24 protein-coding genes and 1 pseudogene are annotated in these 23,699 nt (G+C 63.6%); 8 read left to right on the forward strand and 17 right to left on the reverse strand.

The annotated features are described in order from the left end of the window. Nucleotides 1-9: 9 nt before the first annotated feature. The 5 genes from nuoF to ndhC form a co-directional block, all read right to left on the reverse strand. Nucleotides 10-1,350 (reverse strand): NADH-quinone oxidoreductase subunit NuoF, encoded by a 1,341-nt coding sequence (gene nuoF / locus CCD76_RS06295; RefSeq protein WP_087718660.1) that lies wholly within the window; start codon nt 1,348-1,350, stop codon nt 10-12. Nucleotides 1,351-1,381: 31 nt separating this feature from the next. Then, on the reverse strand, nt 1,382-1,900 hold the full coding sequence (gene nuoE, locus CCD76_RS06300; RefSeq protein ID WP_087718661.1) for an NADH-quinone oxidoreductase subunit NuoE: 519 nt from the start codon (nt 1,898-1,900) through the stop codon (nt 1,382-1,384). A gap of 30 nt (nt 1,901-1,930) precedes the next feature. Next, a complete protein-coding gene (gene nuoC, locus CCD76_RS06305) occupies nt 1,931-3,697 on the reverse strand; it encodes an NADH-quinone oxidoreductase subunit C/D (RefSeq protein ID WP_087718662.1) in 1,767 nt (588 codons plus the stop codon). A gap of 135 nt (nt 3,698-3,832) precedes the next feature. Further along, nucleotides 3,833-4,510 (reverse strand): NuoB/complex I 20 kDa subunit family protein, encoded by a 678-nt coding sequence (locus CCD76_RS06310; protein WP_087718663.1) that lies wholly within the window; start codon nt 4,508-4,510, stop codon nt 3,833-3,835. Nucleotides 4,511-4,644: 134 nt separating this feature from the next. Then, nucleotides 4,645-5,100, reverse strand: a complete 456-nt coding sequence (gene ndhC, locus CCD76_RS06315; RefSeq protein WP_087718664.1) for an NADH-quinone oxidoreductase subunit A — start codon at nt 5,098-5,100, stop codon at nt 4,645-4,647. A 259-nt stretch (nt 5,101-5,359) separates the two neighbouring features. On the opposite strand from ndhC, the gene thiD reads away from it, so the two are divergent. Together thiD and CCD76_RS06325 are read left to right on the forward strand one after the other, a co-directional pair. Continuing rightward, nucleotides 5,360-6,181 carry a bifunctional hydroxymethylpyrimidine kinase/phosphomethylpyrimidine kinase gene (gene thiD / locus CCD76_RS06320; RefSeq protein ID WP_087718665.1) on the forward strand — a complete coding sequence of 274 codons (822 nt, stop codon included), beginning with the start codon at nt 5,360-5,362 and terminating at the stop codon, nt 6,179-6,181. A 147-nt stretch (nt 6,182-6,328) separates the two neighbouring features. After that, the gene (locus CCD76_RS06325; protein ID WP_087718666.1) at nt 6,329-7,570 is read left to right on the forward strand and encodes a cation:proton antiporter; all 1,242 of its coding nucleotides are present in this window, start codon (nt 6,329-6,331) and stop codon (nt 7,568-7,570) included. Between the two features lie 476 nt (nt 7,571-8,046). Here CCD76_RS06325 and ehuA read toward each other — a convergent pair whose 3' ends face one another. The 4 genes from ehuA to ehuB form a co-directional block, all read right to left on the reverse strand. After that, on the reverse strand, nt 8,047-8,844 hold the full coding sequence (ehuA, locus tag CCD76_RS06335; RefSeq protein ID WP_087718667.1) for an ectoine/hydroxyectoine ABC transporter ATP-binding protein EhuA: 798 nt from the start codon (nt 8,842-8,844) through the stop codon (nt 8,047-8,049). Beyond that, on the reverse strand, nt 8,841-9,533 hold the full coding sequence (gene ehuD, locus CCD76_RS06340) for an ectoine/hydroxyectoine ABC transporter permease subunit EhuD (RefSeq protein ID WP_087718668.1): 693 nt from the start codon (nt 9,531-9,533) through the stop codon (nt 8,841-8,843). The genes ehuA and ehuD overlap by 4 nt, the downstream gene beginning before the upstream one ends. Nucleotides 9,534-9,536: 3 nt before the next feature. After that, nucleotides 9,537-10,208, reverse strand: a complete 672-nt coding sequence (ehuC, locus tag CCD76_RS06345) for an ectoine/hydroxyectoine ABC transporter permease subunit EhuC (protein WP_087718669.1) — start codon at nt 10,206-10,208, stop codon at nt 9,537-9,539. A gap of 139 nt (nt 10,209-10,347) precedes the next feature. Then, nucleotides 10,348-11,262, reverse strand: a complete 915-nt coding sequence (gene ehuB / locus CCD76_RS06350; protein ID WP_087718670.1) for an ectoine/hydroxyectoine ABC transporter substrate-binding protein EhuB — start codon at nt 11,260-11,262, stop codon at nt 10,348-10,350. A gap of 484 nt (nt 11,263-11,746) precedes the next feature. Between ehuB and dtd the strand changes: the two genes are divergently transcribed. Beyond that, nucleotides 11,747-12,184 (forward strand): D-aminoacyl-tRNA deacylase, encoded by a 438-nt coding sequence (gene dtd / locus CCD76_RS06355; protein WP_087718671.1) that lies wholly within the window; start codon nt 11,747-11,749, stop codon nt 12,182-12,184. A gap of 99 nt (nt 12,185-12,283) precedes the next feature. Further along, complete coding sequence (locus CCD76_RS06360; RefSeq protein WP_087718672.1) at nt 12,284-13,060, forward strand: SDR family NAD(P)-dependent oxidoreductase; 777 nt, start codon at nt 12,284-12,286, stop codon at nt 13,058-13,060. Between the two features lie 187 nt (nt 13,061-13,247). On the opposite strand, the gene CCD76_RS06370 is transcribed toward CCD76_RS06360, so the two are convergent. Then, entirely contained in the window at nt 13,248-15,176 is a 1,929-nt protein-coding gene (locus CCD76_RS06370; protein WP_087718674.1) for an ABC-F family ATP-binding cassette domain-containing protein, read from the reverse strand. Nucleotides 15,177-15,243: 67 nt separating this feature from the next. Here CCD76_RS06370 and CCD76_RS06375 point away from each other — a divergent pair, with 67 nt between their 5' ends. Both CCD76_RS06375 and CCD76_RS06380 read left to right on the forward strand, forming a co-directional pair. After that, nucleotides 15,244-15,771: a TIGR02444 family protein gene (locus CCD76_RS06375; RefSeq protein WP_179208867.1), complete on the forward strand. Its 528-nt coding sequence runs from the start codon at nt 15,244-15,246 to the stop codon at nt 15,769-15,771. Between the two features lie 86 nt (nt 15,772-15,857). After that, on the forward strand, nt 15,858-16,595 hold the full coding sequence (locus CCD76_RS06380; protein WP_087718676.1) for an FKBP-type peptidyl-prolyl cis-trans isomerase: 738 nt from the start codon (nt 15,858-15,860) through the stop codon (nt 16,593-16,595). 85 nt (nt 16,596-16,680) lie between these two features. Here the strand turns inward: CCD76_RS06380 and CCD76_RS06385 are convergent, their stop codons facing one another. Beyond that, nucleotides 16,681-17,214: a hypothetical protein gene (locus CCD76_RS06385; protein WP_143543257.1), complete on the reverse strand. Its 534-nt coding sequence runs from the start codon at nt 17,212-17,214 to the stop codon at nt 16,681-16,683. A gap of 94 nt (nt 17,215-17,308) precedes the next feature. On the opposite strand from CCD76_RS06385, the gene CCD76_RS06390 reads away from it, so the two are divergent. Further along, nucleotides 17,309-18,229: an AEC family transporter gene (locus CCD76_RS06390; protein WP_087718678.1), complete on the forward strand. Its 921-nt coding sequence runs from the start codon at nt 17,309-17,311 to the stop codon at nt 18,227-18,229. Between the two features lie 331 nt (nt 18,230-18,560). Here the strand turns inward: CCD76_RS06390 and trmB are convergent, their stop codons facing one another. The 4 genes from trmB to CCD76_RS06410 all read right to left on the reverse strand — a co-directional run bounded on the left by trmB (nt 18,561) and on the right by CCD76_RS06410 (nt 21,959). Next, nucleotides 18,561-19,289 carry a tRNA (guanosine(46)-N7)-methyltransferase TrmB gene (trmB, locus tag CCD76_RS06395; protein WP_087718679.1) on the reverse strand — a complete coding sequence of 243 codons (729 nt, stop codon included), beginning with the start codon at nt 19,287-19,289 and terminating at the stop codon, nt 18,561-18,563. Nucleotides 19,290-19,364: 75 nt separating this feature from the next. Next, the gene (locus CCD76_RS06400; protein ID WP_087718680.1) at nt 19,365-20,162 is read right to left on the reverse strand and encodes a thiazole synthase; all 798 of its coding nucleotides are present in this window, start codon (nt 20,160-20,162) and stop codon (nt 19,365-19,367) included. 31 nt (nt 20,163-20,193) lie between these two features. Then, complete coding sequence (thiS, locus tag CCD76_RS06405; RefSeq protein WP_087718706.1) at nt 20,194-20,394, reverse strand: sulfur carrier protein ThiS; 201 nt, start codon at nt 20,392-20,394, stop codon at nt 20,194-20,196. Between the two features lie 68 nt (nt 20,395-20,462). Next, a complete protein-coding gene (locus tag CCD76_RS06410; RefSeq protein ID WP_087718681.1) occupies nt 20,463-21,959 on the reverse strand; it encodes an alanine/glycine:cation symporter family protein in 1,497 nt (498 codons plus the stop codon). A 189-nt stretch (nt 21,960-22,148) separates the two neighbouring features. Between CCD76_RS06410 and CCD76_RS06415 the strand changes: the two genes are divergently transcribed. Then, on the forward strand, nt 22,149-22,535 hold the full coding sequence (locus CCD76_RS06415; protein ID WP_087718682.1) for a DUF423 domain-containing protein: 387 nt from the start codon (nt 22,149-22,151) through the stop codon (nt 22,533-22,535). 29 nt (nt 22,536-22,564) lie between these two features. Here the strand turns inward: CCD76_RS06415 and CCD76_RS06420 are convergent, their stop codons facing one another. Next, nucleotides 22,565-22,981, reverse strand: a complete 417-nt coding sequence (locus tag CCD76_RS06420) for a PaaI family thioesterase (protein WP_087718683.1) — start codon at nt 22,979-22,981, stop codon at nt 22,565-22,567. 182 nt (nt 22,982-23,163) lie between these two features. Further along, nucleotides 23,164-23,643 (reverse strand): annotated as a pseudogene (locus CCD76_RS06425) (copper resistance protein B); the annotation flags it as partial. Nucleotides 23,644-23,699 lie beyond the last annotated feature (56 nt).

Consider the following 23,699-nt stretch of genomic DNA (forward strand, 5'->3'; position numbering starts at 1 on the left):
GAACTCCTCCTACACGCTGCCGACCGGGATCGGGTCCGCGTGCGCTTCACCCTTGGGTCGGGTGATGCCACGCTCGAACTCGTCACGGAAATAATGAATCGCGGATGCCAGCGGCATCGCCGCCCCCGGCGCGTGGGCGCAGAAGGTCTTGCCGGGCCCAAGGTCGCGGGCCATCTGCTCGAGCAGCTCGATGTCGCCGGGCTCGCCCTCGCCCGCCTCCAGCGCACGCAGCAGCTTGACGCTCCACGGCAGGCCGTCTCGGCAGGGCGTACACCAGCCGCAGGACTCGCGGGCGAAAAACTCTTCGAGATTGCGGGTCAACGACACCATGCTCTGGTTGTCGGCGACGACGGTCAGAAGCCCGGTGCCCATGCGGCTGCCGGTCTTGCCGATGGTGTCGAAATCGAGCGCCAGATCGAGGTGTTCCGGCAGCAGGAAACCGGTACTGCCCCCGCCGGGCAGCCAGCTCTTGAGCGTCAGCCCATCGCGCATGCCGCCGGCGAGCTCGAGGATCCGGTTGCCAGTGGTGCCCATCGGCAACTCCCACAGGCCAGGAGTCTTGACCTTGCCGGAAACCCCGTAGAGCTTGGTGCCGCCATCGCTGCTGAGATCGCCGGAGAGCGCCTGGAACCAGTCGGCGCCGTGATTGACGATGCCCGGCACGTTGCACAGCGTTTCGACGTTGTTGACTACCGTCGGCAGCCCCCAGGCGCCGGACTGACCGGGAAACGGCGGCTTGGCCCGCGGATTGGCGCGCTTGCCTTCCAGCGAGTTGATCAAGGCGGTCTCTTCACCGCAGATATAGCGGCCGGCCCCGGTATGAAGGGCGATGTCGAAATCCCAGCCGCTGCCGCGCACGTCCGAACCCAGCCAGCCATCGGCGCGGGCATCGGCCAGGGCGCGCTGTATCGAGGCGGCGGCGCGATGATATTCACCGCGCAGGAAGATGTACCCCTGCTTCGAGCGGTTGGCGAAGCCGGCCAGGATCATGCCCTCGATCAGCAGGTGAGGCTGCTGCTCCATCAGCAGGCGATCCTTGAACGTGCCCGGCTCCATCTCGTCGGCGTTACAGACGATGTAGCCGCGCGGGACGTCCTCGCCTTTCATCGTCAGGCTCCACTTGAAGCCCGCCGAGAAGCCGGCGCCGCCGCGACCGCGCAGGTTGGCGGTCTTCACTTCTTCGGTCAGCGACTCGTAGGTGTGCTGCTCGAGCGCCTTGGTGACCGCATCATAGCCTTGCGTGCCGCGGTACTCGTCGAGCAGCACCGGGGATTGGTCGTCGTGCAGGCGCCAAGTCAGCGGATGGGTCTCGGCGCGACGCTCGCTGGCGGATTGCAGAATACGGCTCATGTCTCTTTCCCCCGCGTCATGCGCATCAAGGTCATGAGTAGGCCTCCAGCAGACGGGGAATCTCGTCCGGCGTCACCGGGCCATGCAGATCCTCGCCGATCAGAATCGTGGGCCCCCGATCGCAGGCGCCGAGACAGCACACCGGCAGCAGCGTGAAGCGTCCGTCCGCCGTGGTCTGGCCCATCTGGATACCCAGGTGCGCGATGAAGGCGTCGCGCAGCTCCTCGTAATCCGTCAGGAAGCAGGAGCTGCTGTCGCAGATCAGGATGACGTGACGGCCGACCGGCTGGCGAAAGATCAGGCTGTAGAAGGTCGCCACGCCCTCGACGTCGGCGATACGGATTCCCAGCGTCTCGGCAATTGCCGGAATCGCGCCGTCCGGCACGTAGCCATGACGCTTCTGCACGATCTTGAGCGCTTCGATGCTCGCCGCCTGCGGATAGGGATAGTGTGCCCTCTCCTCGAGAATCGCCTCGCGATCGACGGGGTCGAGCGAGAAGGCATCGCTGGCGATGGTCGCGGTAGTAGAGTTCGCGGTTGTCTGGTTCATGTTCGTCTCCAACGTCCTTACCGGCCTCGTTCAGCGATCCACGTCGGCCATGACGAAATCGATACTGCCCAGGTGAGCGATCAAGTCCGGCACGAAGCCGCCGCGCATCACGGCAGGAATCTGCTGCAGATGCGGGAAGCTGGGCGTACGAATACGCGTGCGATAGCTCATGGTGCTGCCGTCGCTGGTCAGGTAGTAACTGTTGATGCCCTTGGTCGCCTCGATCATCTGCATCGACTCGGCCGCCGGCAGCACCGGCCCCCAGGAGACCTGCAGGAAGTGCGTGATCAGCGTCTCGATGTGCTGGAGCATCTTTTCCCGCGGCGGCGGCGTGGTCAGCGGATGATCGGCCTTGTAGTCGCCCGCCGGCATGTGGTCGATGCACTGCTGAAGAATGCGCACGCTCTGGCGCATCTCCTCGATGCGCAGCATGCCGCGATCGAAGGCATCGCCGTTGGCGGCCGTCGGCACCTCGAAGTCGAAGTTCTCGTAGCCGGAGTAGGGGCGCTTTTTGCGCAGATCGAAGTCCAGCCCGGTGGCGCGCAGGTTGGGGCCGGTGACCCCCCAGTCGAGCGCCTGCTGGGTATCGAAGGCGGCGACGTGCTTGGTGCGGTCCCGCACGATGGCGTTTTCCATCATCGCCTTCTCGTATTCGGCCAGACGCTTGGGCATCCAGTTTACGAAACCCTGGACCAGCTTGTCCCAGCCATTGGGCAGGTCATGGGCCGTGCCGCCGATGCGATACCACGCCGGGTGCATGCGGAAGCCGGTGATCGCCTCGATCACTTCGTAGGCTTTCTGGCGGTCGGTGAAAGTGAAGAAAACCGGCGTCATCGCCCCCAGATCCTGCAGGTAGGTACCCAGGAACAGCAGGTGGCTGTTGATACGGAACATCTCGGCCATCATGACCCGGATCGTCCTGGCCCGGTCCGTCACGGTGATGCCGGCCAGCTTCTCCACCGCCAGCACGTAGGGCAGGTTGTTCATCACCCCGCCGGTGTAGTCGATGCGATCCGTGTAAGGAATGAAGCTGTGCCAGGACTGGCGCTCGGCCATCTTCTCGGCGCCACGGTGGTGATAGCCGATGTCCGGCACGCAATCGACGACCTCTTCGCCGTCGAGCTGGAGCACGATGCGGAAGGCGCCATGCGCCGAGGGGTGGTTGGGACCAAGGTTGAGGAACATGAACTCGGTCTCTTCACCCTCGCGCTTCATGCCCCAGGCCTCGGGATCGAAACGCAGCGCTTCCTGCTCGACCTCCTGCCCTTTCACCGTCAGCGTGTAGGGATCGAATTCGGTGGCACGGGCGGAATAGTCCTTGCGCAGCGGGTGGCCGGTCCAGGTCGGCGGCATCATGATCCGGGTCAGATGCGGGTGGCCGGCAAAGTCGATGCCGAACAGGTCGAACACCTCGCGCTCGTACCAGTTGGCATTGACGAAAATGTCACTGATCGAGGGCAGCGTCAGATCCCGCTCGTGCAGCGCGACCTTGATCATCAGGTCAGCGTTCCGTTCGACCGACAGCAACTGGTAGAAGACGGTGAAGTCCGCGGGCGGCAGGCCACGACGATGGGTCCGCAAGCGTTCGTCGACCGCGCTCAGGTCAAACAGCATCGAGAAGGGCCCGGTCACGCGGCGCAGATACGCGAGGACATCGCGTAGATGCTCTCGCGCCACCCAGATCACCGGCATGCCGGTCAGGGTATCCTGCGGGGTAAAGGCGGCTTCCCCGAAATGGCGCGCCAGTTCGGCCACGACGTCGGCCGAGCCGGCGGCATGGGAAGCGCTGGAAGTCATCGTGCTCTCGTTTTGAAAAGCGCCGTTTTGAGAATCATCGGCTGCAGTCATGGCTGGCGGCCCCCGGTGCGAAAATCAATGGTCGAGAACGACCACAAGAATCAATGGCAAAGGACGATCGATGCGGTCGGTCGTCTAGACGCCATCCGGGGTTCGCAGCTCCTTGACCGCGATACGGCGGTCGCGATGCTTTTCGCGTTGCGAGGGCATCTCGGCGCGATAGACGCCCTGATCTCCGACCACCCAGGAGAGCGGGCGTCGCTCCTCCTGAATCGAGTCCTGAAGCAGCTGGAGGCCCTGCAGGAATGCTTCCGGGCGCGGCGGGCAACCGGGTACGTAGACGTCCACGGGCAGGAACTTGTCGACGCCCTGGACGACTGAATAGATATCGTACATGCCACCGGAATTGGCACACGATCCCATCGAGATCACCCACTTGGGTTCGAGCATCTGGTCGTACAACTGCTGGATGACGGGCGCCATCTTGATGAAGCAGGTGCCGGCGATGACCATGAAGTCGGCCTGGCGCGGAGAGGCACGAATCACTTCCGCCCCGAAGCGAGCAACGTCATGGGGCGCGGTAAACGCCGTGGTCATTTCCACGTAGCAACAGGAGAGGCCGAAGTTGTAGGGCCACAACGAGTTCTTGCGCCCCCAGTTCACGGCCGAATGAAGCACGTCCTCGAGCTTGCCCATGAAGACATTGCGATGCACCTGCTGCTTCATCGGATCGTCGACGAGCTCGCGTTCGCCGAGGGGGTAACGATCAGCCGCGGAATCGCCTCCCTCCGCACGGGTCAGGGTGTACTGCATAGTGAGCCTCAACAAACCAGATAGAAAAACGGTCGCGGAAGCGCTGGTCTGTCACGAAGGCCAGACTCCCATCATGATCTTTTTGGCGATCGCCATCGCGATCCAGCGTGCCGGAGGCGAGGCGCCCTTTTCTTTCAGCGTGCATGGCGGTCGACGCCCGGCACGGCGGCCAGCTCACGCGCTCTCGACGCTTCTTCGCGCCCTCGCTTGCGCGGCGCCCAGTCGAGCGCCCCGACGCGGGCGTCATACACCAAGCCGGCCAACAGAATGAGAATGAACACCGCCGCTGCCACGAATCCCGTCCAGCCCACTTCACGCACGGAAACGGCCCAGCCGAACAGGTAAACGGCTTCGATGTCGAAAATGACGAACAGCATGGCAACGAGATAGAACTTGACCGAGAACCGTTGACGCGCTGAGCCGGCGCCAACGATGCCGGATTCGAAAGGGAGGGACTTGCTGCGACCCTGACTGCGCCCACCGAGCAGGCTGGCAGCGCCGATCATCAAACCGCAAAGTGCAACCACGGCCACCACGAACAAACCGGTAGCCCAATAACTGGCAATCCATGCGGTGACCGGATCGGACATGCATCCCTCGCAGAAGTGATGGAACCTGAATGCAGTGAAAACAACCAAACTGACAGTTTCGTAAGTTTACGAGTTTACACGACTGATAGTTGATAGCAAGCCTGCTAATTAGTCCTATTGCAGTCTGTCAGAAAATCTGGCGGCCCCCGTAACAGCCTCACCTCACCAGCCTATATCATGCGGAAACGCCTTTGCCATTGGGCAATGGCAGCATCTTGTCTTAGGCTAGACGCTTTCCCGTCGCTTGCAATGTCCTCACATGGTTTCTCACTCGATTCCCAACGCCTTGACGATCGCCGGATCGGACCCTTCCGGTGGTGCAGGTCTACAGGCTGATATCAAGACGTTCTCGGCCCTCGGCGTGTACGCCACCAACGTGATCACGGCTGTGATTGCACAGAATACGCGCGGGGTGGCAGCCGTCGAGCCAGTATCGGTGACGCTGATTCGCACCCAGTTGGACAACCTGCTCGACGACGTCGAGATCGACGCGGTCAAGATCGGCATGGTCGCCAGCCGCGAGGTGGCGGGGACGATTGCCGAAGCGCTGACACGACGCCGCCCGCGCTGGATCGTGCTCGATCCGGTGATGGTCGCCAAGAGCGGCGACCGACTGGTAGACGACGAAGGGTTGCGCGCGGTGCGGGATGTTCTGGTCCCCCTGGCCGACGTGATCACCCCCAACCTGCCGGAAGCCGCCGCGCTGCTTGGCACCGAGACGCCCCGCACCCTCGCCGACATGGAGGCGATGGTCGGTGATCTTGCGGCGCTGGGGGCACCCTATGGCCTGCTGAAAGGCGGCCATCTACCGCTGGAACGCTGCCCGGATCTGCTGTGGATGCCAAATGACAGACGCTGGCTGGATGCGCCGCGCCTGCCGACGCGCAACCTTCACGGTGCCGGCTGCGGCCTCTCCTCGGCGATTGCCGCCTGCCTTGCGCACCTGCCGCCAGAGAAGGCCGATGTCGACGGTGCCATCGAAGCGGCCAAGCAATGGTTGCATCAGGCCTTGATGGCTAGCGAGCGCCTCGATGTAGGGCAAGGCAAAGGGCCACCGCATCATTTTCATGCCTGGTGGTGATCTGCATTAAACGCGAGCTTTCGACATCTCCCCTAACAGTCGTGAACTTCTCGTTCGTGGTCCATAGTATGTGACTGCTTCGCCATCTGCCGGGAAGGATCCCGGCTCCCACATAGTGAGATGGAGAGATAGGGAGATCGAGTCTGGATGGACCCCCACATCATTGTTCTGGGCGGCCTGGGTGTGCTGATACTGCTGGTCGCCTGGGTGCCGACGTTAACACCGAAACTGCCGCTGTCATTGCCGATCATCTGCATCGGTATCGGTTTCGCCCTGTTCTCTCAGCTCGGCGCGGAGGGATTGCAGCCCAGAGAACACGTCAGGACGCTCGAGATACTCACGGAACTCACGGTGATCATTTCGCTGGCCGGCGCCGGGCTGAAGATCGACGACCCGCTGAAATGGCGTCATTGGACGGACACGCAGCGTCTCCTGGGTATCACCATGCCGCTGACCATCGGCGGCATTGCCGCGCTGGGCGCCTACTACCTGGGCCTGCCGTGGGAAACCGCGCTACTGATCGGCGCCGTGATCGCGCCGACCGACCCGGTGCTGGCCGCCGACGTCCAGGTCGGCCCGCCGAGTTCCGGCCCCGGCGACAAGGTGCGCGCCAGCCTGACCTCGGAAGCCGGCCTCAATGATGGCCTGGCATTTCCGTTCACCTATCTGGCGATCGCCGTAGCCATCAACGGCACCTCGCCCGGCGCGTGGACATGGGACTGGTTCACCATGGACGTGTTGTGGCGGATCACCGCAGGCGTCGCGGCGGGCTGGTTCTTTGGCTGGCTGCTGGGGCTGCTGATGTTCCGGTCGGGGCGTATGTCTCTCGCCAGCACCGGGCAAGGCTTCGTCGCCCTGGGTGGCACTTTCGTCACCTATGCCGGCGCAGAAGCGATCCACGGCTACGGCTTCATCGCCGTGTTCGTTGGCGCGCTGGCCCTGCGCAGTACCCAGGAAGAAGCCCACGACTATCACGTGCGCCTGCACGATTTCACCGAAGAGATCGAACGGCTGCTGATGATGTTCCTGCTGGTGCTGTTCGGCGGCAGCCTGGCCGGGCCGCTGCTCGATGGCCTGACCTGGCCGATGGCGGTGGCCGGGCTGGTGATCCTGTTCGTGATCCGGCCACTGGCCGGCATGATCGGGCTGATCGGCTCAAAGATGAAGTCGAGGGAAAAGGCGGTGGTCAGCCTGTTCGGGATCCGTGGCGTGGGCTCGTTCTATTACCTCGCCTACGCCAGCAGCAAGGCGGAATTCGGCGAGCTCGACAGCGCCTGGACGCTGGTCAGCTTCCTGGTATTGGCCTCCATCCTCTTCCACGGCATGACCGCCGGGCCGATCATGCTCTGGCTGGACCGGCGCCGCGAGGCAGCACGGCAACGCTCGTAGCTCGTAGCTCGTAGCTCGTGGCTCGTGGCTCGTGGCTCGTGGCTCGTGGCTCGTGGCTCGTGGCTCGTGGCTCGTGGCTCGTGGCTCGTGGCTCGTGGCTCGTGGCTCGTGGCTCGTGGCTCGTGGCTCGTGGCTCGTGGCTCGTGGCTCGTGGCTCGTGGCTCGTGGCTCGTGGCTCGTGGCTCGTGGCTCGTGGCTCGTGGCTCGTGGCTCGTGGCTCGTGGCTCGTGGCTCGTGGCTCGTGGCTCGTGGCTCGTGGCTCGTGGCTCGTGGCTCGTGGCTCGTGGCTCGTGGCTCGTGGCTCGTGGCTCGTGGCTCGTGGCTCGTGGCTCGTGGCTCGTGGCTCGTGGCTCGTGGCTCGTGGCTCGTGGCTCGTGGCTCGTGGCTCGTGGCTCGTGGCTCGTGGCTCGTGGCTCGTGGCTCGTGGCTCGTGGCTCGTGGCTCGTGGCTCGTGGCTCGTGGCTCGTGGCTCGTGTTCAATCATCCGGATCGAGAACCGCCTTCAGGAACGCCTTGGTCCGTTCTTCCTTCGGCGCGGTGAAGATATCCTCCGGCTTGCCCTGCTCCTTGATCCGCCCCTGGTCGAAGAAGCAGATACGGTCGGAAACCTGGCGCGCAAAATGCATCTCGTGGGTCACCAGCAGCATGGTCAGGTCGTGCTCGTCCGCCAGAGTGCGAATGACGTTCAACACCTCCCCCACCAGCTCGGGATCCAGCGCCGAGGTCGGCTCGTCGAAGAGCATGACCTTGGGCCGCATCGCCAGCGCACGGGCAATGCCCACACGCTGCTGCTGGCCGCCGGAGAGCTGGTGGGGATACTTGCCGGCCTGATCGGTCAGGCCCACCATCTCCAGCAGCTCCATGCCGCGCTTTCTCGCTTCGGCCTTGCTCACGCCCAGCACCTGCACCGGCGCTTCGGTCAGATTGCGCAGTACCGTCATGTGCGGAAACAGATTGAACTGCTGGAAGACCATGCCCAACTGACTGCGCATCTGGCGCAAATGTTGCTCGCTGGCCGGCGCGAGCGAGTCGCCCTTGCGCTGGTGCCAGAGAGGCTCGCCGCCGACGTAGACGACGCCGTCGTTGATCTCCTCCAGCGTCATCAGGATGCGCAGCACGGTCGACTTGCCGGAGCCGGAAGGGCCGATGATGGTGACCTTCTCGCCGCGCTGGACTTCGAAGTCGAGCTCGTCGAGTACCACGTGATCACCGAAGCGTTTGACGACCTTGTCGAACTTGATGATGGGATCGCGAGTTTTCGTGGCGTCGTTCATTTGAGAGAAAGGCCTCGCTTGGGCAAATGGGTATCCAGGTAGCGCACACCGAAGGACGCGATGATCGTCATTACCAGATAGAGGCCACCCACCATGGAAAGCGGAATCAGATAGCCGCCGGTGCGGTCGCCGATGATCTTGGCCACGCCAAGCATTTCCAGCACGGTCACGACCGACAGCACGGGCACGTCTTTCATGATCGAGACCAGGTAGTTACCCAGCGCGGGAATGATGCGTGGAACCGCCTGCGGCAGAATGATATGGGTAAAGGTTCGCGACGACGCCAGATTGAGCGCCCGCGCCGCTTCGCGCTGCCCCTTGGCCACGGCTTCCAGGCCCGCGCGATAGACTTCCGAGGTGTAGGCGCTGTACTGCACGCCCAGCGCCAGCGCACCGGTCAGGAACGCCGGCAGCGTCAGTCCGAACTCGGGCAGAACGTAGAACAGGAAGAACAGCTGGATCAGCAGTGGCGTATCGCGGATGAATTCCGTCACCAGCTTGGCCGGCCAGCGGATGAGGCGAGTCGGCGCGCTCTTCAGCGCCGCCAGCACCAGCCCCAGGATCAGGGCGATAAAGAAGCCGACCACGGTGGCCTGCAGGGTCACCACCAGACCATGCAGCAGAATCGGAAAGATCGAGACCGCAAAGGCCCACTGGCTACTGGTATCCCATTCGATGCCGAAAAACATGCGTTATCTCCCCGCCGCGCGCCAGCGGCCAACGTAGCGTTCCAGCAGTTTCATGCACGCGGTCAATACCAGCGCCATGCCGAAGTACATGAACAGGACCAGGGTATAGACGGTCACGCTGTCCTGAGTGAAGTTGCGGATCTGTTCGGCGCGGAAAGCCATGTCGCCCAGCGAGATCAGCGATACCAGCGCGGTGTCCTTGAGATTCTGAACCGCGAGATTGCCGAAGGTCGGCATCATCTCCGGGATCGCCTGGGGCAGCGTGATTCGCCAAAGCCGCTTGCGCGAGGTGAAATTGAGCGCCGTCGCCGCCTCGTACTGCTCCTTGGGCACGGCCTGCACCGCGCCACGCACGACCTCGGCCCCATAGGCACCGATATTCAGCGCCAGCGCGACTACCCCTGCCACCACCGGTGGAAAGCGCAGGTCGAGACCGATCGCCTGTCCCATGATGGGCAGCGCGAAGTAGATCCAGAACAGCTGCACCAGCAGCGACGTACCGCGAAAGATTTCGATATAGGCAACGCTGATTCCCTTGAGCAGGGGATTGTGAGACAGCTTGCCGAGACCGAAGAGGAAGGCAAAGATGCCGCCCAGAATCGTCGAGTAGACCGTGAGTTGCACGGTCACCCACGCACCCTGGGACAAGGGGGCGAGATAGCTCGTCCATTCCATCGGGGAGACTCCGCATTCGCTAACGAACGGTCCCGGCAGTACCGGCACCGTTCAAGGACGAACCGAACGCTCGCCCGAGAACCGTCGTCTCGAGCGAGCGCTCACCGTCACATCGGGTTCAGAAGTTCGATTGCAAAACTCAGGAATCCGCGGTGCAAAGCTCTTCCGTGGTACGGTGACTGGAGCCGTCGACATCGGCCTGGCTGAAACCGTAACCCATCAGCGTCTCGCTCCAGTCGTCGGTCTGCTTGTACTCTTCGAGTGCTTCGTTGACCGCATCGCGCAGTTCGGTATTGTCGCTGTTGAACGCGAACGCGCCCCAGCTACGCACTTCTTCGCCATCGATGACCGGGTCCACGAATTCCGCTGCCGACTCGACGTCATCGCTCTTGCCCGCCAGCTCGCTGACCGTCAGGCTGGTCGCGGCATAGGCATCGGCGCGGCCGGTCGAAACTGTGGAGATCGCATCGGCATTGCTGGAGATGGTGACCATGTTCTCCTGCGGTACGCCGAGCGCCTGCAGCATGTCCAACTGATCCGCGCCCGCCATGATGGCGATCTTGGCGTCGCCCTCGACGAAGTCGCTGAACGCATGCAGATCCTTGGGATTGCCTTCCTTGACCAGCAGCCCTTCACCGTAGGAGGAGTTGGGCTCGGAGTAGATCACCTGCTGGCAGCGATCCGGCAACACGGCCATCTCGGCCGCGGCGATATCGAAACGGTTCGCCTGCAAGCCCGGAATCAGCGAGCTGAAGTTGGTAGTGACCCACTCGATGTCGTCGACGCCCATCTCGTTCATGATATGGCGGATGACATCGGGCCCAGCGCCCTTGGCCTCACCGCTCATGTCCATGTAGCCGTAGGGAATTTCGTTGGCGACGGCGATCTTGATCGAACCGGAATCCTTGATTTCCTGGAGTGACGCGGCCTGCGCGATGCCTACGGCCAGGCAGGAAAGTACGGAACCGGCAATCAGTGTCGTGACGCCTTTATTGATAACGCCTTTATTGATAACGCCTTTATTGATAACGCCTTTATTGATGTTGTATCGCATCGTTCAAATCTCCGTCTGCAAGGTTCGGATCCGCAGCGGCGGATCGCGATTAACTCAAGTTTTCGGTGACGGGCGCATTTATCATTTTCATCTCGCCCAGCTTGGCGTGGCCTTGCCAAATTGTCATGACTCATCCTCGACAAACCAGGACAATTCGCAGCAGCTCGATCCGTCTGGATAGTAGCACCACCCAAGCGGCGGGCGTCAAAGCCTTTATTGACCCATGACAATTGCACCCTGACGCCGTCAAAACCCGCTATTCGAAAGGCGATTCGGCCATCGCGACGTTAGCAGGCAGCGTGTGGCGCCAGTTTCCAGCAGTCACCCAACCCTTGAGGCATGGGTAACATAAACATACGTTCTAGTACCGCCTGTTTTCAATAACGCTTTGCTTGCTACTAATCTCGATCATTTCATCGGGGGCTCAGCGTGCTAAACTTTCGCTCATCGCCCCATTCCCAATCGAGAGAGATGCCAAACCGCCATGCGAGCTCTGATCCAGCGAGTCAGCCGGGCCTCGGTCGACATCGACGGCGAGACCGTCGGGCGTATCGATCAAGGATTGCTGGCGCTCGTCGGCGTCGCCGCGGAAGACGACCGGACCAACGCCGACCGCTTGCTGCACAAGCTGCTGCACTACCGGGTGTTCGCGGATGGCGAGGGACGCATGAATTGCAACCTGCAACAGATCGAGGGCGGGTTGCTGCTGGTCTCCCAGTTCACGCTGGTGGCATCGACCGACAAGGGGCTGCGCCCGAGTTTTTCCAGCGCCGCGCCGCCGGCCCACGGCCAGGCCATGTTCGACTATCTGGTTGAGCAGGCCCAAACGGCGTGGCCCAAAGTGGCAACCGGCCGGTTCGGCGCGGACATGCAGGTCGAGCTGATCAACGACGGGCCGGTGACTTTCATGCTGGAAACTTGAGCTGACCGACGGCTCGGGTAATAACGATGCCCGCCGGATTCGGCGGTGCATAAACAGGGAACAGCGGCCATTCGAGCCGCGATGAAAGGATTCTCGATCATGACTCACCCCCTCGCCATCATTACCGGCGGCGCCCAGGGCATCGGGCGCGCCACGGTGGAGCTCCTGCTGGACGAAGGCTGGCGTGTCGCGGCGCTGGATCGCGATCCGGAAGCGGTGGCCGAACTCGATGCCGACTACCCCGAGGCAACGCTGCTGGCCATGGTGGTCGACGTCAGCGACGAACTGCAGGTCAAGGAAGCCTTCCAGCATCTGACGGATTGGCAGCAGGAAAACGATCAGTCCACGGGCGTGGATCTGCTGGTCAACAACGCCGGCCTCGCCGACCCGGTGTGTGGCCCGATCGAGGACCTGGCGCTGGCGGACTGGCGACGATGGCAGGAGAGCCACCTGACCGGCGCCTTCCTGTGCACCCGCGCCGCCGTGCCCGGCCTGCGCCACCGTGGCGGCGCCATCGTCAACATCGCCTCCACGCGCGCCCTGCAATCGGAACCCCACTGCGAGTCCTATGCGGCGGCCAAGGGTGGGCTGCTCTCCATGACCCATGCACTCGCCGTCAGCCTGGGGCCGGAGATTCGCGTCAATGCCATCTGCCCGGGCTGGATCGAAACCGGACCGTGGCAAAAGACTAGCCAGCGTAGCGAGCCTGAACATCGCGATATCGATCGCAACCAGCATCCGGCAGGACGCGTCGGCCAGCCCGCCGATGTCGCCGCGACGATAGCCTTTCTCGCCAGCGACAAGGCGGGGTTCATTACCGGCCAGCACATCAGCGTGGATGGAGGGATGACCAGAAAGATGATCTACGCCGATTAGCCGCGAGCCGCGAGCCGCGAGCCGCGAGCCGCGAGCCGCGAGCCGCGAGCCGCGAGCCGCGAGCCGCGAGCCGCGGAATTCAGGATTCGATCCCGCTGAAAGTTCGCAATCCCTTTCTCGAAGCTCGAAGCTCGAAGCTCGAAGCTCGAAGCTCGAAGCTCGAAGCCAGCGGCCAGCATCAATGGCGTCAGGATTCCGCCTGCAGCAGTTCCGCCTCCATCGCCTCCAAGGCCTCTTCCGCCGCCATCCAGTCACTCTCGAGCTGCTCCACCTCGGCCTGAAGCTCGCCCTGTTCGCGGACCAGGCGCGCCAGCTCGTCCTTGCGGGCGGCGTCGTAAATGTCCGGGTCCGCCAGCCGCGCCTCCAGGGCCGAAAGGGCTGCCTGCGCCTTGTCGAGCTTCTTTTCCGCCGCGTCGCGCTGCTTGCGCAGCGGCTTCATCTGCTCGCGGCGTTCGGCGGCTGCCCGCCGCGCCGCCTTGCGATCGCCGCCATCCGCCGGCCCTTTCTCCTGGCGCGCTTCCTGCTTCAGATCGCGCCGCCGCTCCGCTTCCCGGGACTTCAGCCATTGATGGTAATCGTCGAGATCGCCATCGAAAGGCTCGACGCGCCCGTCGGCAACGCGCCAGAACGTATCGACGCTGGCCCGCAGCAGGTGACGGTCGTGAGACACGATGATCACGGCGCCTTCGTACTCCGCCAGCGCTTCGGCCAGCGCCTCGCGCATGTCCAGATCGAGGTGGTTGGTCGGCTCGTCCAGCAGCAGCAGGTTGGGCTTTTCCCAGGCCACCAGCGACAGCGCCAGACGCGCCTTCTCGCCGCCGGAGAACCGCGACACATCGCCGAACACGTCGTCGCCACGGAAGCCGAACCCCCCGAGGAAGTTGCGAATCGACAGATCGCTGGCCGTGGGCGAGAGCCGCTGCACGTGGGTGAACGGCGTCGCGCCGAGATCCAGATGCTCCAGCTGATGCTGGGCGTAGTAGCCGACCACCAGATTCTCACCCGGTACGCGAGCGCCGGCGAGCGGCGGCAGATCGCCGATCAGGGTCTTGATCAGCGTCGATTTACCCGCGCCGTTGGGCCCCAGCAAGCCGATACGCTCACCGGGCAGGATCGACGCTTTCACGCCTTCGAGTATCGTGCGCTCGGGATAGCCCAGGGCGGCCTGATCCAGCGATAGGAGCGGCGTCGAGGTCTTGTCGGCACACGGCAGTTGAAAGCGGAACGGCGAATCGACCCGCGCCGCGGCGATGGTCTCCATGCGCTCGAGCATCTTCAATCGGCTCTGGGCCTGACGTGCCTTGGTCGCCTTGGCGCGGAAGCGCTCGACGAAGCCTTCGATCTCCGCCCGCCGCGCTTGCTGCTTCTCGAACGCCGCCTGTTGCTGGATCTGGCGCTCGGCACGGGCACGTTCGAAGGCGCTGTAATGGCCGCGATAGAGCATCAACTGGCCCTGATCGATATGCAGGATGTGGTCGCAGACCGCGTCGAGGAAATCGCGATCGTGGGAGATCAGCATCAGCGTGCCGGGATAGCGCGTCAGCCACTGCTCGAGCCACAGCAGCGCATCCAGATCCAGGTGGTTGGTCGGCTCGTCGAGCAACAGGATTTCCGACGGCGTGAACAGCGTCCGGGCCAGACCCACGCGCATCCGCCAGCCGCCAGAGAAGGCCGCCAGCGGGCGATAGAGATCGTCCTGGGCGAATCCCAGCCCGGCGAGCAGCTGTTCGGCGCGAGCCCGGGCGGTATAGCCATCGAGCGCCTCGATCTGGCCGTGTAGAACGGCTTCGCGCTGCATGTCGCCGTTGGCCTGCGCCTCGGCCAGCGCGGTCTCCGTCTCGCGCAAGGCGGCGTCACCATCGAGCACGAACTCCACCAGCGGCCGTTCGATGGCGGAAACCTCCTGCGCCATGTGGGCGATCCGCTTGCCACCGGCGATCTCCACGCTGCCGGCGTCGGCGCCGAGCTCACCCCGGATCAGCGCGAACAGGCTCGACTTGCCGGCACCGTTGGCACCGACGATGCCGACCTTCTGCCCCTCGTGCAGCATCAGGTCGGCGCCCTCGAACAGTCGTCGGGTGCCGCGTTGCAGGGCGAGTTGGCGGAATGCGATCATGCCGGGCTCCAGGGCGCATCGAATGGGCGCTCATTCTATCAGCCATCCGCCACCGGTATGGAATGTCATGTCCGTCACCGCTGCATCCGACTCGCTCTGGTCCGATTCACTCTGGTCCTATGCCCTGGACCGCTACGCTCGCCCCGGCGTCGAGGCCGAATGCCTGACGCTGCAGGATGAACACGGCTGGGACATCTGCGAACTGCTGTGGGTCGCCTGGCTGAGCGAGCGCCGCCAACGCCCTGACCCGGCGGCAGCCAATGCCCTGGCCGAGGCGAGATGCTGGCAACGCGAGATGACCGTACCGCTGCGCGAGCGACGACGCGCATTGAAAAGCGAGGCGCAGCGGCGGCCGCAGCTGGAGCCGTTACGCCAGACGCTCAAGCAGGCCGAGCTGCAGGCCGAACGCGAGATGCTGGCGCGCCTGGAAGCGCTCCCCACGCTCGTCGCCGAGGGGAATTCCCCGCTCGAGCAGGCGCTGGCTTCCTGCCGAACCCTGCGCGACATGACGGCCGACGATTACCTGCCGTTACGCCGATTGATGACGCGCTGGACAATCGATGCCCCGGATGCGGAACCAAAACCCACCTGTTAGAGTCACAACACGACTATCCAGCCGGTGTTCGAGGCTTCTTTACACTCTGGCCAACATCGGTTTCATTCGTGACCCAAGGAGTTTGCATGAAACGTTTGGTAACCGCCGTCGCGCTCGGCAGCATCATGACGCTGCCGCTAACGGCTTTCGCCCAGGACAAGATCGACCTCGATAGTGACCAGGCGAAGCTCAGCTACAGCATCGGCGCCACGCTGGGTCAGGGTCTTTCCAAGGACATCAAGGATCTCGACGTCGATGCCTTCGCGGCGGCCATCAAGGACGTCTACGGCGACGCCGACCTGCAGATGAGCCAGGACGAGATCAGCAGCACGCTGACCCAGTATCAGCAGCAGAAGATCGCCGAGCAGAAGGCCGAGCAGAAGAAGGTCGCGGACGAGAATCGCAAGAAGAGTGAAGCCTTCCTCGCCGAAAACGCCAAGAAAGAGGGCGTCGAGACCACCGATTCCGGCTTGCAGTACAAGGTCCTGGAATCCGGTGACGGCGAATCCCCGAGCGCCGACGATACCGTTCGCGTCAACTACGAAGGCACCCTGCCGGACGGCACCGTCTTCGACAGCTCCTACAAGCGTGGCGAACCGATCTCGTTCAAGGTCGATCAGGTCATCCCCGGCTGGCAGGAAGCGCTGAAGATGATGCACGTCGGCGATACCTGGGAAATCGCCGTTCCCTCCGACCTCGCTTACGGCCCGGCCGGTACCGGCGGCCCCATCGGCCCCAACCAGGCGCTGAAGTTCAAGGTCGAGCTGCTTGCCATCAACCCCGACGACAGCAGCAGCGCCGCGGGTGACAACGGCGACAGCTAAACGCCGACGGCGTGGCTTTCGTCTCGATCGCCACGTTCACCCACCGCTTCACCCGACGCCGGCCCATCGAGGCCGGCGTCGGCGTTTACAGGCAGCGCCTGTCGTCTCTTCCCGTCGGCCCGCCCAGCTCTTGGCTGTCGAAGTCGAACCAGCTGCCTTTCAAGCCATGATCGCTCAGCACCACCACCTGCGCGCGCCAGGCATCCACGTGAGCGCTGCACAGCCCCAGCGTTCCCTGCCCGACGAACAAGCCATCCCCTTTCGACTGTAGCGAAAGCCGCCGCGACTGCACGTTCATGTCGCGACCGATGAACTGGACCGTCACCGATTGCGGCGCGCGGCCATGAACGCGAACCTCGAACGTCAACATGCCTTCGCCGTCGTGCACCTCCTGCAACGCGAACCCCAATGACGAATCGATCCCAAGGTTGGCGTGGCACCCACCATCCAGCAGCACGCAGCCTTGTGCCGGCGGATACCAGGTCACGTCATGGGTCGACTCCCGCAGGTAGTAGTAATCGAGCAAATACCAGAGCGCGATGACGATCGTCATCAGAGTGACGCCGATCAGCAGGTTGAGCATTCGCGGTCTGGGAGTTTCCTCTTCGTAGGCAGCCATGGACTTTCGAAGACTCCAAGGGTTGGGTATTAGTCGATAAACTGGCCGGCACCGGCGCCGCGAACCTCATCGGAGCGCTCGACAAGGATGACACATGAGCGATATCGCTAACGCCCTGGGCCCGCTTTTTCTGCTGATTCTACTCGGAGCCGCCCTGGGTTGGGCACGATTTCCGGGTGGCGATTTCTGGCCCCGACTCGAGCGCTTCATCTACTACCTGCTGTTCCCGGCCATGCTGGTGGCAACGCTGGCAACCGCGGACGTCAGACAGGTGCCGGTACTGCGCCTCGGCGTGACGCTGCTCGGCACCATGACACTGCTGGGCCTGGGCCTCTGGCTGGCGCGACATCGCCTGGCGCTGGCGCCACCCGCCTTCACCTCGACCTTTCAGGGCGTAGTGCGCTTCAACACCTATGTCGGCGTCGCCGGTGCCACGGCGCTGCATGGCGCGGCCGGCACCACGGTGGCGGCCGTGGCAGTCGCGCTAATGGTGCCGACCGCCAATATCCTCTGTGTGCTGGCCTTCATCGCGTCCGGCACGCTGGGTAGCGCCAGCCTGCGTCGCAGCGCCGTGGCGTTGCTGCGCAACCCGCTGATTCTGGCCTGTCTGCTGGGTATCGCGCTGAATCTCAGCGGTATCGGACTGCCCGGCTGGAGCTTCGAGGCCATTGAACTGCTCGGCAATGCCGCTCTGCCGCTGGGGCTGGTCGCCGTGGGCGTGGCACTGCGCCCCCAGGCACTATGGCACAGCGGCAAGGCATTCTGGCTGTCGAGCGCACTCAAGCTGCTCGTCACCCCTTTGATCGTACTGGCGCTGGCCTGGATGGTCGGCCTTCACGGCGCGGACCGAGATGTCGCGCTGCTGTTCGCCGCGCTGCCGACCGCCACGTCGGCGTATATCCTGGCCCGTCAACTGGGCGGTGACGCGGAACTGATGGCCGCCGTGATCACCGGCCAGACGCTGCTGGCCATGGCGACATTGCCGCTGCTCTTGAACGCTTTTGGCGTGAACTGAGCACACGGTGTCGGGAGGAATTGACCGCCCCAAATAAAAAAGATTCTCGTTACGCTTGCAACGATGAATGAGAATGATTAACCTTTCCATCGTGGCGTCGCCAAACGCCACTGACCACAGCAGCGAATGTCAGGTTCCTGCCATGGTTATCTCCTCATCATGCTAGTCACGGTCCTTAGTGCCGCCCTGCCCAGGGCGGCCTTTTTTATGCCCGTGACCCAGGTATGCCGGCGCCCCAGGGCCGCGGCAGGCCGGCGACCTTGACGGCACAGCTTGGCGCGGCGGGTCTCGTCTTTCTGATCTCGGCGTTCGGCGATGGGCAGCGGCGCGATCAGACGCGCCGGTAGATGAGATCCCAGACGCCGTGACCCAGGCGCTCGCCACGCTGTTCGAACTTGGTCAGCGGGCGGAAATCGGGGCGCTCGACGTAGGGCGCCGTCTCGGCCGGCGCGGTGTTGACGAACCCCGGCGCCTCGGCCATCACCTCCGCCATGAACTCGGCATAGGGCTGCCAGTCGGTCGCCATGTGCAGCTTGCCGCCCGGCTCGAGGCGGGAACGCACCAGCTCGACGAACGGCAACTGCACGATACGCCGCTTGTGGTGTTTCTTCTTGGGCCACGGGTCGGGGAAGAAGAGCTGCAGCGTGTCGATGCTCGCTTCCGGCAGGCAGTCCGCCAGCACGGCGAGCGCATCCTCGCGATAGACACGCAGGTTGGTAAGCCCGCGTTTGTCGGCCTCGTCGAGCAGCTTGCCCACGCCGGGTGCGTGAACCTCGATGCCGATGAAGTCCGTCTCGGGATGGCGCTCGGCCTGCTCGACCAGCGACTTGCCCATGCCGAAGCCGATTTCCACCACGCAGGGCGCCTTGCGGCCGAACAGCTGCTCGAGATCCTGGCGGCCATCGGCCAGCGTCAGCCCCCACTTGGGCCAGACCTCCTTCAGGCCACGCTCCTGCGCTGCCGTCATGCGTCCGGCGCGCAGCACGTAACTCTTGATGCCACGGCGCACGGGCGCCTCTTCGGCGGGAGATTGGGTATCGGGCGTCGTCTTGTCAGTCATGCGGAGGAATCAACAGGGCAAGTAAAGGAAATGGCCGCTGGCTGGCAGCGGCCCTGCGGGAGTCGACCGGAAGGCTCAGGCGTTGATCCGCCCGGCGAACGGCGAAGAGGGGCTGGCGCTCTGGCGACGCGGCATGCGTTCGGCGAGAAACGCTTCGCGCCCGGCTTCGATCGCCTTGCGCATGGCGTGGGCCATCATCACCGGATGCCTGGCGTGGGCGATGGCGGAATTCATCAGCACGCCATCGCAGCCCATCTCCATCGCCAACGCCGCATCGGAAGCCGTGCCGATCCCGGCATCGACCAGCACCGGCACCTCGGCGTGCTCGATGATGAGCGCCAGCGTCGCCGGATTGAGCAGGCCATTGCCGGAGCCGATCAGCGAGCCCAGCGGCATCACCGCGCAGCAGCCGCGCTTTTCGAGTTCCTTGGCAACGATCGGATCGTCGCTGGTGTAGACCATGACGTCGAAGCCGTCGTTGACCAGGGTCTCGGCGGCAGCCAGCGTCTCGACCACATTGGGATAGAGCGTCTTCTCGTCGCCCAGCACTTCGAGCTTGACCAGGTTGTGGCCATCGAGCAGTTCGCGCGCGAGCTTGCAGGTCCGCACGGCATCCTTGGCGGTGTAACAGCCGGCGGTATTGGGCAGCAGCGTGTAGCGCGACGGCGATATCGCATCGAGCAGGTTGGGCTCGTCCGGGTTCTGGCCCAGGTTGGTCCGACGGACCGCGAACGTCACCACGTCGGCAGCGCTCGCCTCGATGGCTGCGGCGGTTTCGTCGAAGTCGCGGTATTTACCGGTGCCGACCAGCAATCGAGACGCAAAGCGGCGTCCGGCCACGATCAGCGGGGTGTCCTGGATCAACTGAGACATGAATGACTCCTGGTCATGGATCTGGGGGGGATCAACCCCCGCCGATGGCATGCACGATCTCCACGCTGTCGCCGTCGTTCAGGCGCGTCTGCGCGTGCAGGCTGCGTGGCACGATCTCTTCGTTGACTTCGATGGCGATACGCCGCCCCGTCAGGCCGAGCGAATCGACCAGTTGGGCCAGTGTCTGCTCGCCATCGAGCTGGCTGGGTTCACCGTTGAGCTGAATCTGCATGGCGGCCTCCCTGAAGCAGATCTCGAGGAGGCGCATTGTAGCGCCTCAAGGAGAACCAGGCATCCCGGTCAGGCGTCGCGCGCGACTTGGTCGGTGCTTTCGCGCGCGGGCCAGACGTCGGCGTCGACCTGTTCGGGGCGCTTCAGCACCTTCTTGGGATCGAACGTCGGCTCGTGCACGCCCGCCTTGCGCTGACGCTCGTAATCCTTGAGCACGCGCAGCGCGATCGGACACAGCAGCAGAATCGCGATGAGGTTGGTCGTGGCCATCAACCCCATGGCGAGGTCGGCAAAGTCCCACACGAACTGCAACTGCGCCACGGAACCGATCATGACCATCGCCAGCACCGCCACCCGCAGTACTGAAACCGCGGCCTTGGCACGGCCCCGGAACAGATATTCGATGTTGATCTGCGAGTAGGAGAAGTTGGCGATGATCGAGGTAAACGCGAACAGGAAGATGGCGATCGCGATGAAGATCTCGCCGAAGCTGCCAAGGTGATCGACCATCGCGTCCTGGGTCAACTGGATGCCGACGATGTCCTGACCCGGCGAGGTGCTCATCAGGCGCTCGTAGACACCGGAAAGCAGAATCACCACCGCCGTGCAGCTGCAGATCACCAGGGTATCGATGAATACGCCGAAGGACTGCACCAGCCCCTGCGCCGCCGGATGCTTGACGTCGGCCTGGGCGGCGGCATTAGGCGCCGAGCCCATGCCCGCCTCGTTGGAGAACAGGCCACGCTTGATGCCGTTTTCCATCGCAATCTTGATAGTGTAGCCGACGGCGCCGCCCACCGCCGGGCCATAACCGAAGGCGCTCTTGACGATCAGCTCCAGCATGGCGGGCACTTCGCCGATGTTCACCACCAGTACGTACAGCGCCACCAGGAAGTATCCGATGGCCATGATCGGCACGATCTTCTCGGCGGTGCGCGCCACGGACTTGAGCCCGCCGTAGATCACCAGCGCGGTGATGATCACTAGCGCGACGCCGGTCACCCAGTTGGGGATCGAGAACGCCTGGGACAGCCCCTGCGCAATGGTGTTGGACTGCGCGCCGTTGAAGGCCAGGCCGTAGGCGATGAGCAGGAAAATGGCGAACAGCACGCTCATCCAGCGCTGCCCCAGCGCCCGCTCGATGTAGTAAGCGGGGCCGCCGCGGAAGACGCCGTCCTCGTTGCGCTTCTTGTAGGTCTGGGCCAGGGTCGACTCGATGAACGAGGTCGCGAAGCCGACCAGCGCCGTCATCCACATCCAGAAGATCGCTCCGGGGCCGCCGACCCACAGCGCGATCGCCACGCCAGCGAGGTTGCCGGTGCCGACCCGCGCCGCCAGCGAGGTCGCGAAGGCCTGGAAGCCGCTGACGCCACTGCCGGAACCACGGCTGTTGAAGGTGACGCGAGCCATGTGGCCGAACAGCCGGAATTGCATGAAACGCGTGAGCAAGGTGAACAAAAGCCCAGCACCCAGCAGCAGGTAGAGCAGAATATAGGTCCAGACAAATTCGCTGACCGGAGTCATGACCGCGTAGACCGCGTCGTGAAGCGTGTTGATGAATTCCATTTCGGAGATCCTTATGGATAACGATGACGTCGCAAACGCTGCAGGGCGGCTGCCGAGGCGGTTTTTTACGCGCTAGACTAGCGGGCGTCAATTCCGCGGCTGACGCCCCTAGGGATGGCTGACGTTTCACGCAAGGCCGCACCGAACGTCAACATCCCCAAAGCATAGTCGCCATCAAGGAGTCGCAACATGCACCAAAAGTGGGCCTGGAGTTTCGCTGCCCTGAGCGGATTCGTTCTCGTGGCGGCCGGTGCCTTTGGCGCCCATGCGCTGACCAGCACGCTCTCCCCGCGCGATCTCGAAGTTTTCCATACCGCCGTGCGCTACCAGGCCTGGCACACCTTGGCGGTCATGGCCGTGCTCGCCTGGCATGGACAACGCGCCCTGCAGGGGCAGATGCTGGCCATCAAGCTCTGGTTCGCGGGAATCGTACTGTTCAGCGGCTCGCTCTACTGCCTGGTGCTGGTTGGCGCACGCCCGCTGGGGATAGTCACGCCCTTCGGCGGTCTGCTGTTGATGGCGGGCTGGCTGGTGCTGGCGTGGAGTGCCTGGCGTCAACGGCCGGCTACGGCGTAGATCGAAGCGTCCTGCATCGAGCCCGCGCTTCAGTCATCCCGATCCGGCAACACGTAGGTCGCCGTCACCAGCGCGACGGGCTCGTCGTCACCGGTGGAAAAGAGCTGGACCTCGCCTACCGCGAGACGCTGGCCGAGCTTGAGAATGCGTGCGTTGGCGATCAGGTCCCGGTCGCTGCGCGCACGCCGCAAAAAATGGCAATTGAGATTGCTGGTCACCGCCATCGCCTCCGGCCCGATCTGGGCCAGAACCGCCACATAGAGACAGACGTCGGCCAAGTTGACCATCGACGGACCGGAAACACAGGCGCCGGGGCGCAGATGCTCGTCCTCGATCGCCAGGCTCATGGTCGCCCGCATGTGATCCACGGCCTCGATGGTGCCCTGACGCTGAGGAAAGACGTCATCGAGGAAGTCCTCGATTTCGGCGGCGGTCATTACGGTCATGGCAAGTTCTCCCCTGGCAACGGTGCTCGAGACGGCGGCGCAGTGGTCAAGATAGCGCAACACTACTCGAACACACACTACAGTGCGCCTCGAACCGACTCACCGTCTCCACTGCGCATTTGCGCCACCACCCATGTATTCCGCAAACACTACCCGACGTTGCCCTGAATCCACCGGATGATTCACAAGATTAGTCTGATACCCGCGACAACGCCCGTGCCCTCCGTTCTATCACCGCTGGCACGAGTTAGATCCGCAGTCTCACCGTACTCCTTTTCCCAGTAAGCGCCGATGTAAGGCGCGACACGGCGCGTTACCTCGTAGCCTAATCGCATGCCGACACGCACGGAGTTCAATCCTTCGCCCACGCCAAATGCTTCGACTCCATTGGCGGCCATGGCGATTTCCGTGCGTGGCTGCAGGTAAAGCCGCTGGGTCAGGCGCAGGTCGTATTCGCCCTCGAAACTGGCGGCCAGATCGCCGTCCTCGCTGAGCTGTAGGGCGACGTCCGTTTCGATACCGTAGGGCATCACACCCTGCAGGCCGACCACACCGTAGGTGCGCTCGGCGTGATCATCGGAAAACACGCCGCCCTGGTAACCCACGCCGCCCTGTAGTTCCCAAAAATCCGCAATCAGGCGGCTGTAGAGCAGTTCAAGGGATTCGAACTCGGCATCTTCGCCGTCGCCCTACGCTCTGTCTGAAAAATAGACCCGTA

The organism is Salinicola salarius, assembly GCF_002179555.1.
GTDB lineage: Bacteria > Pseudomonadota > Gammaproteobacteria > Pseudomonadales > Halomonadaceae > Salinicola > Salinicola salarius_A.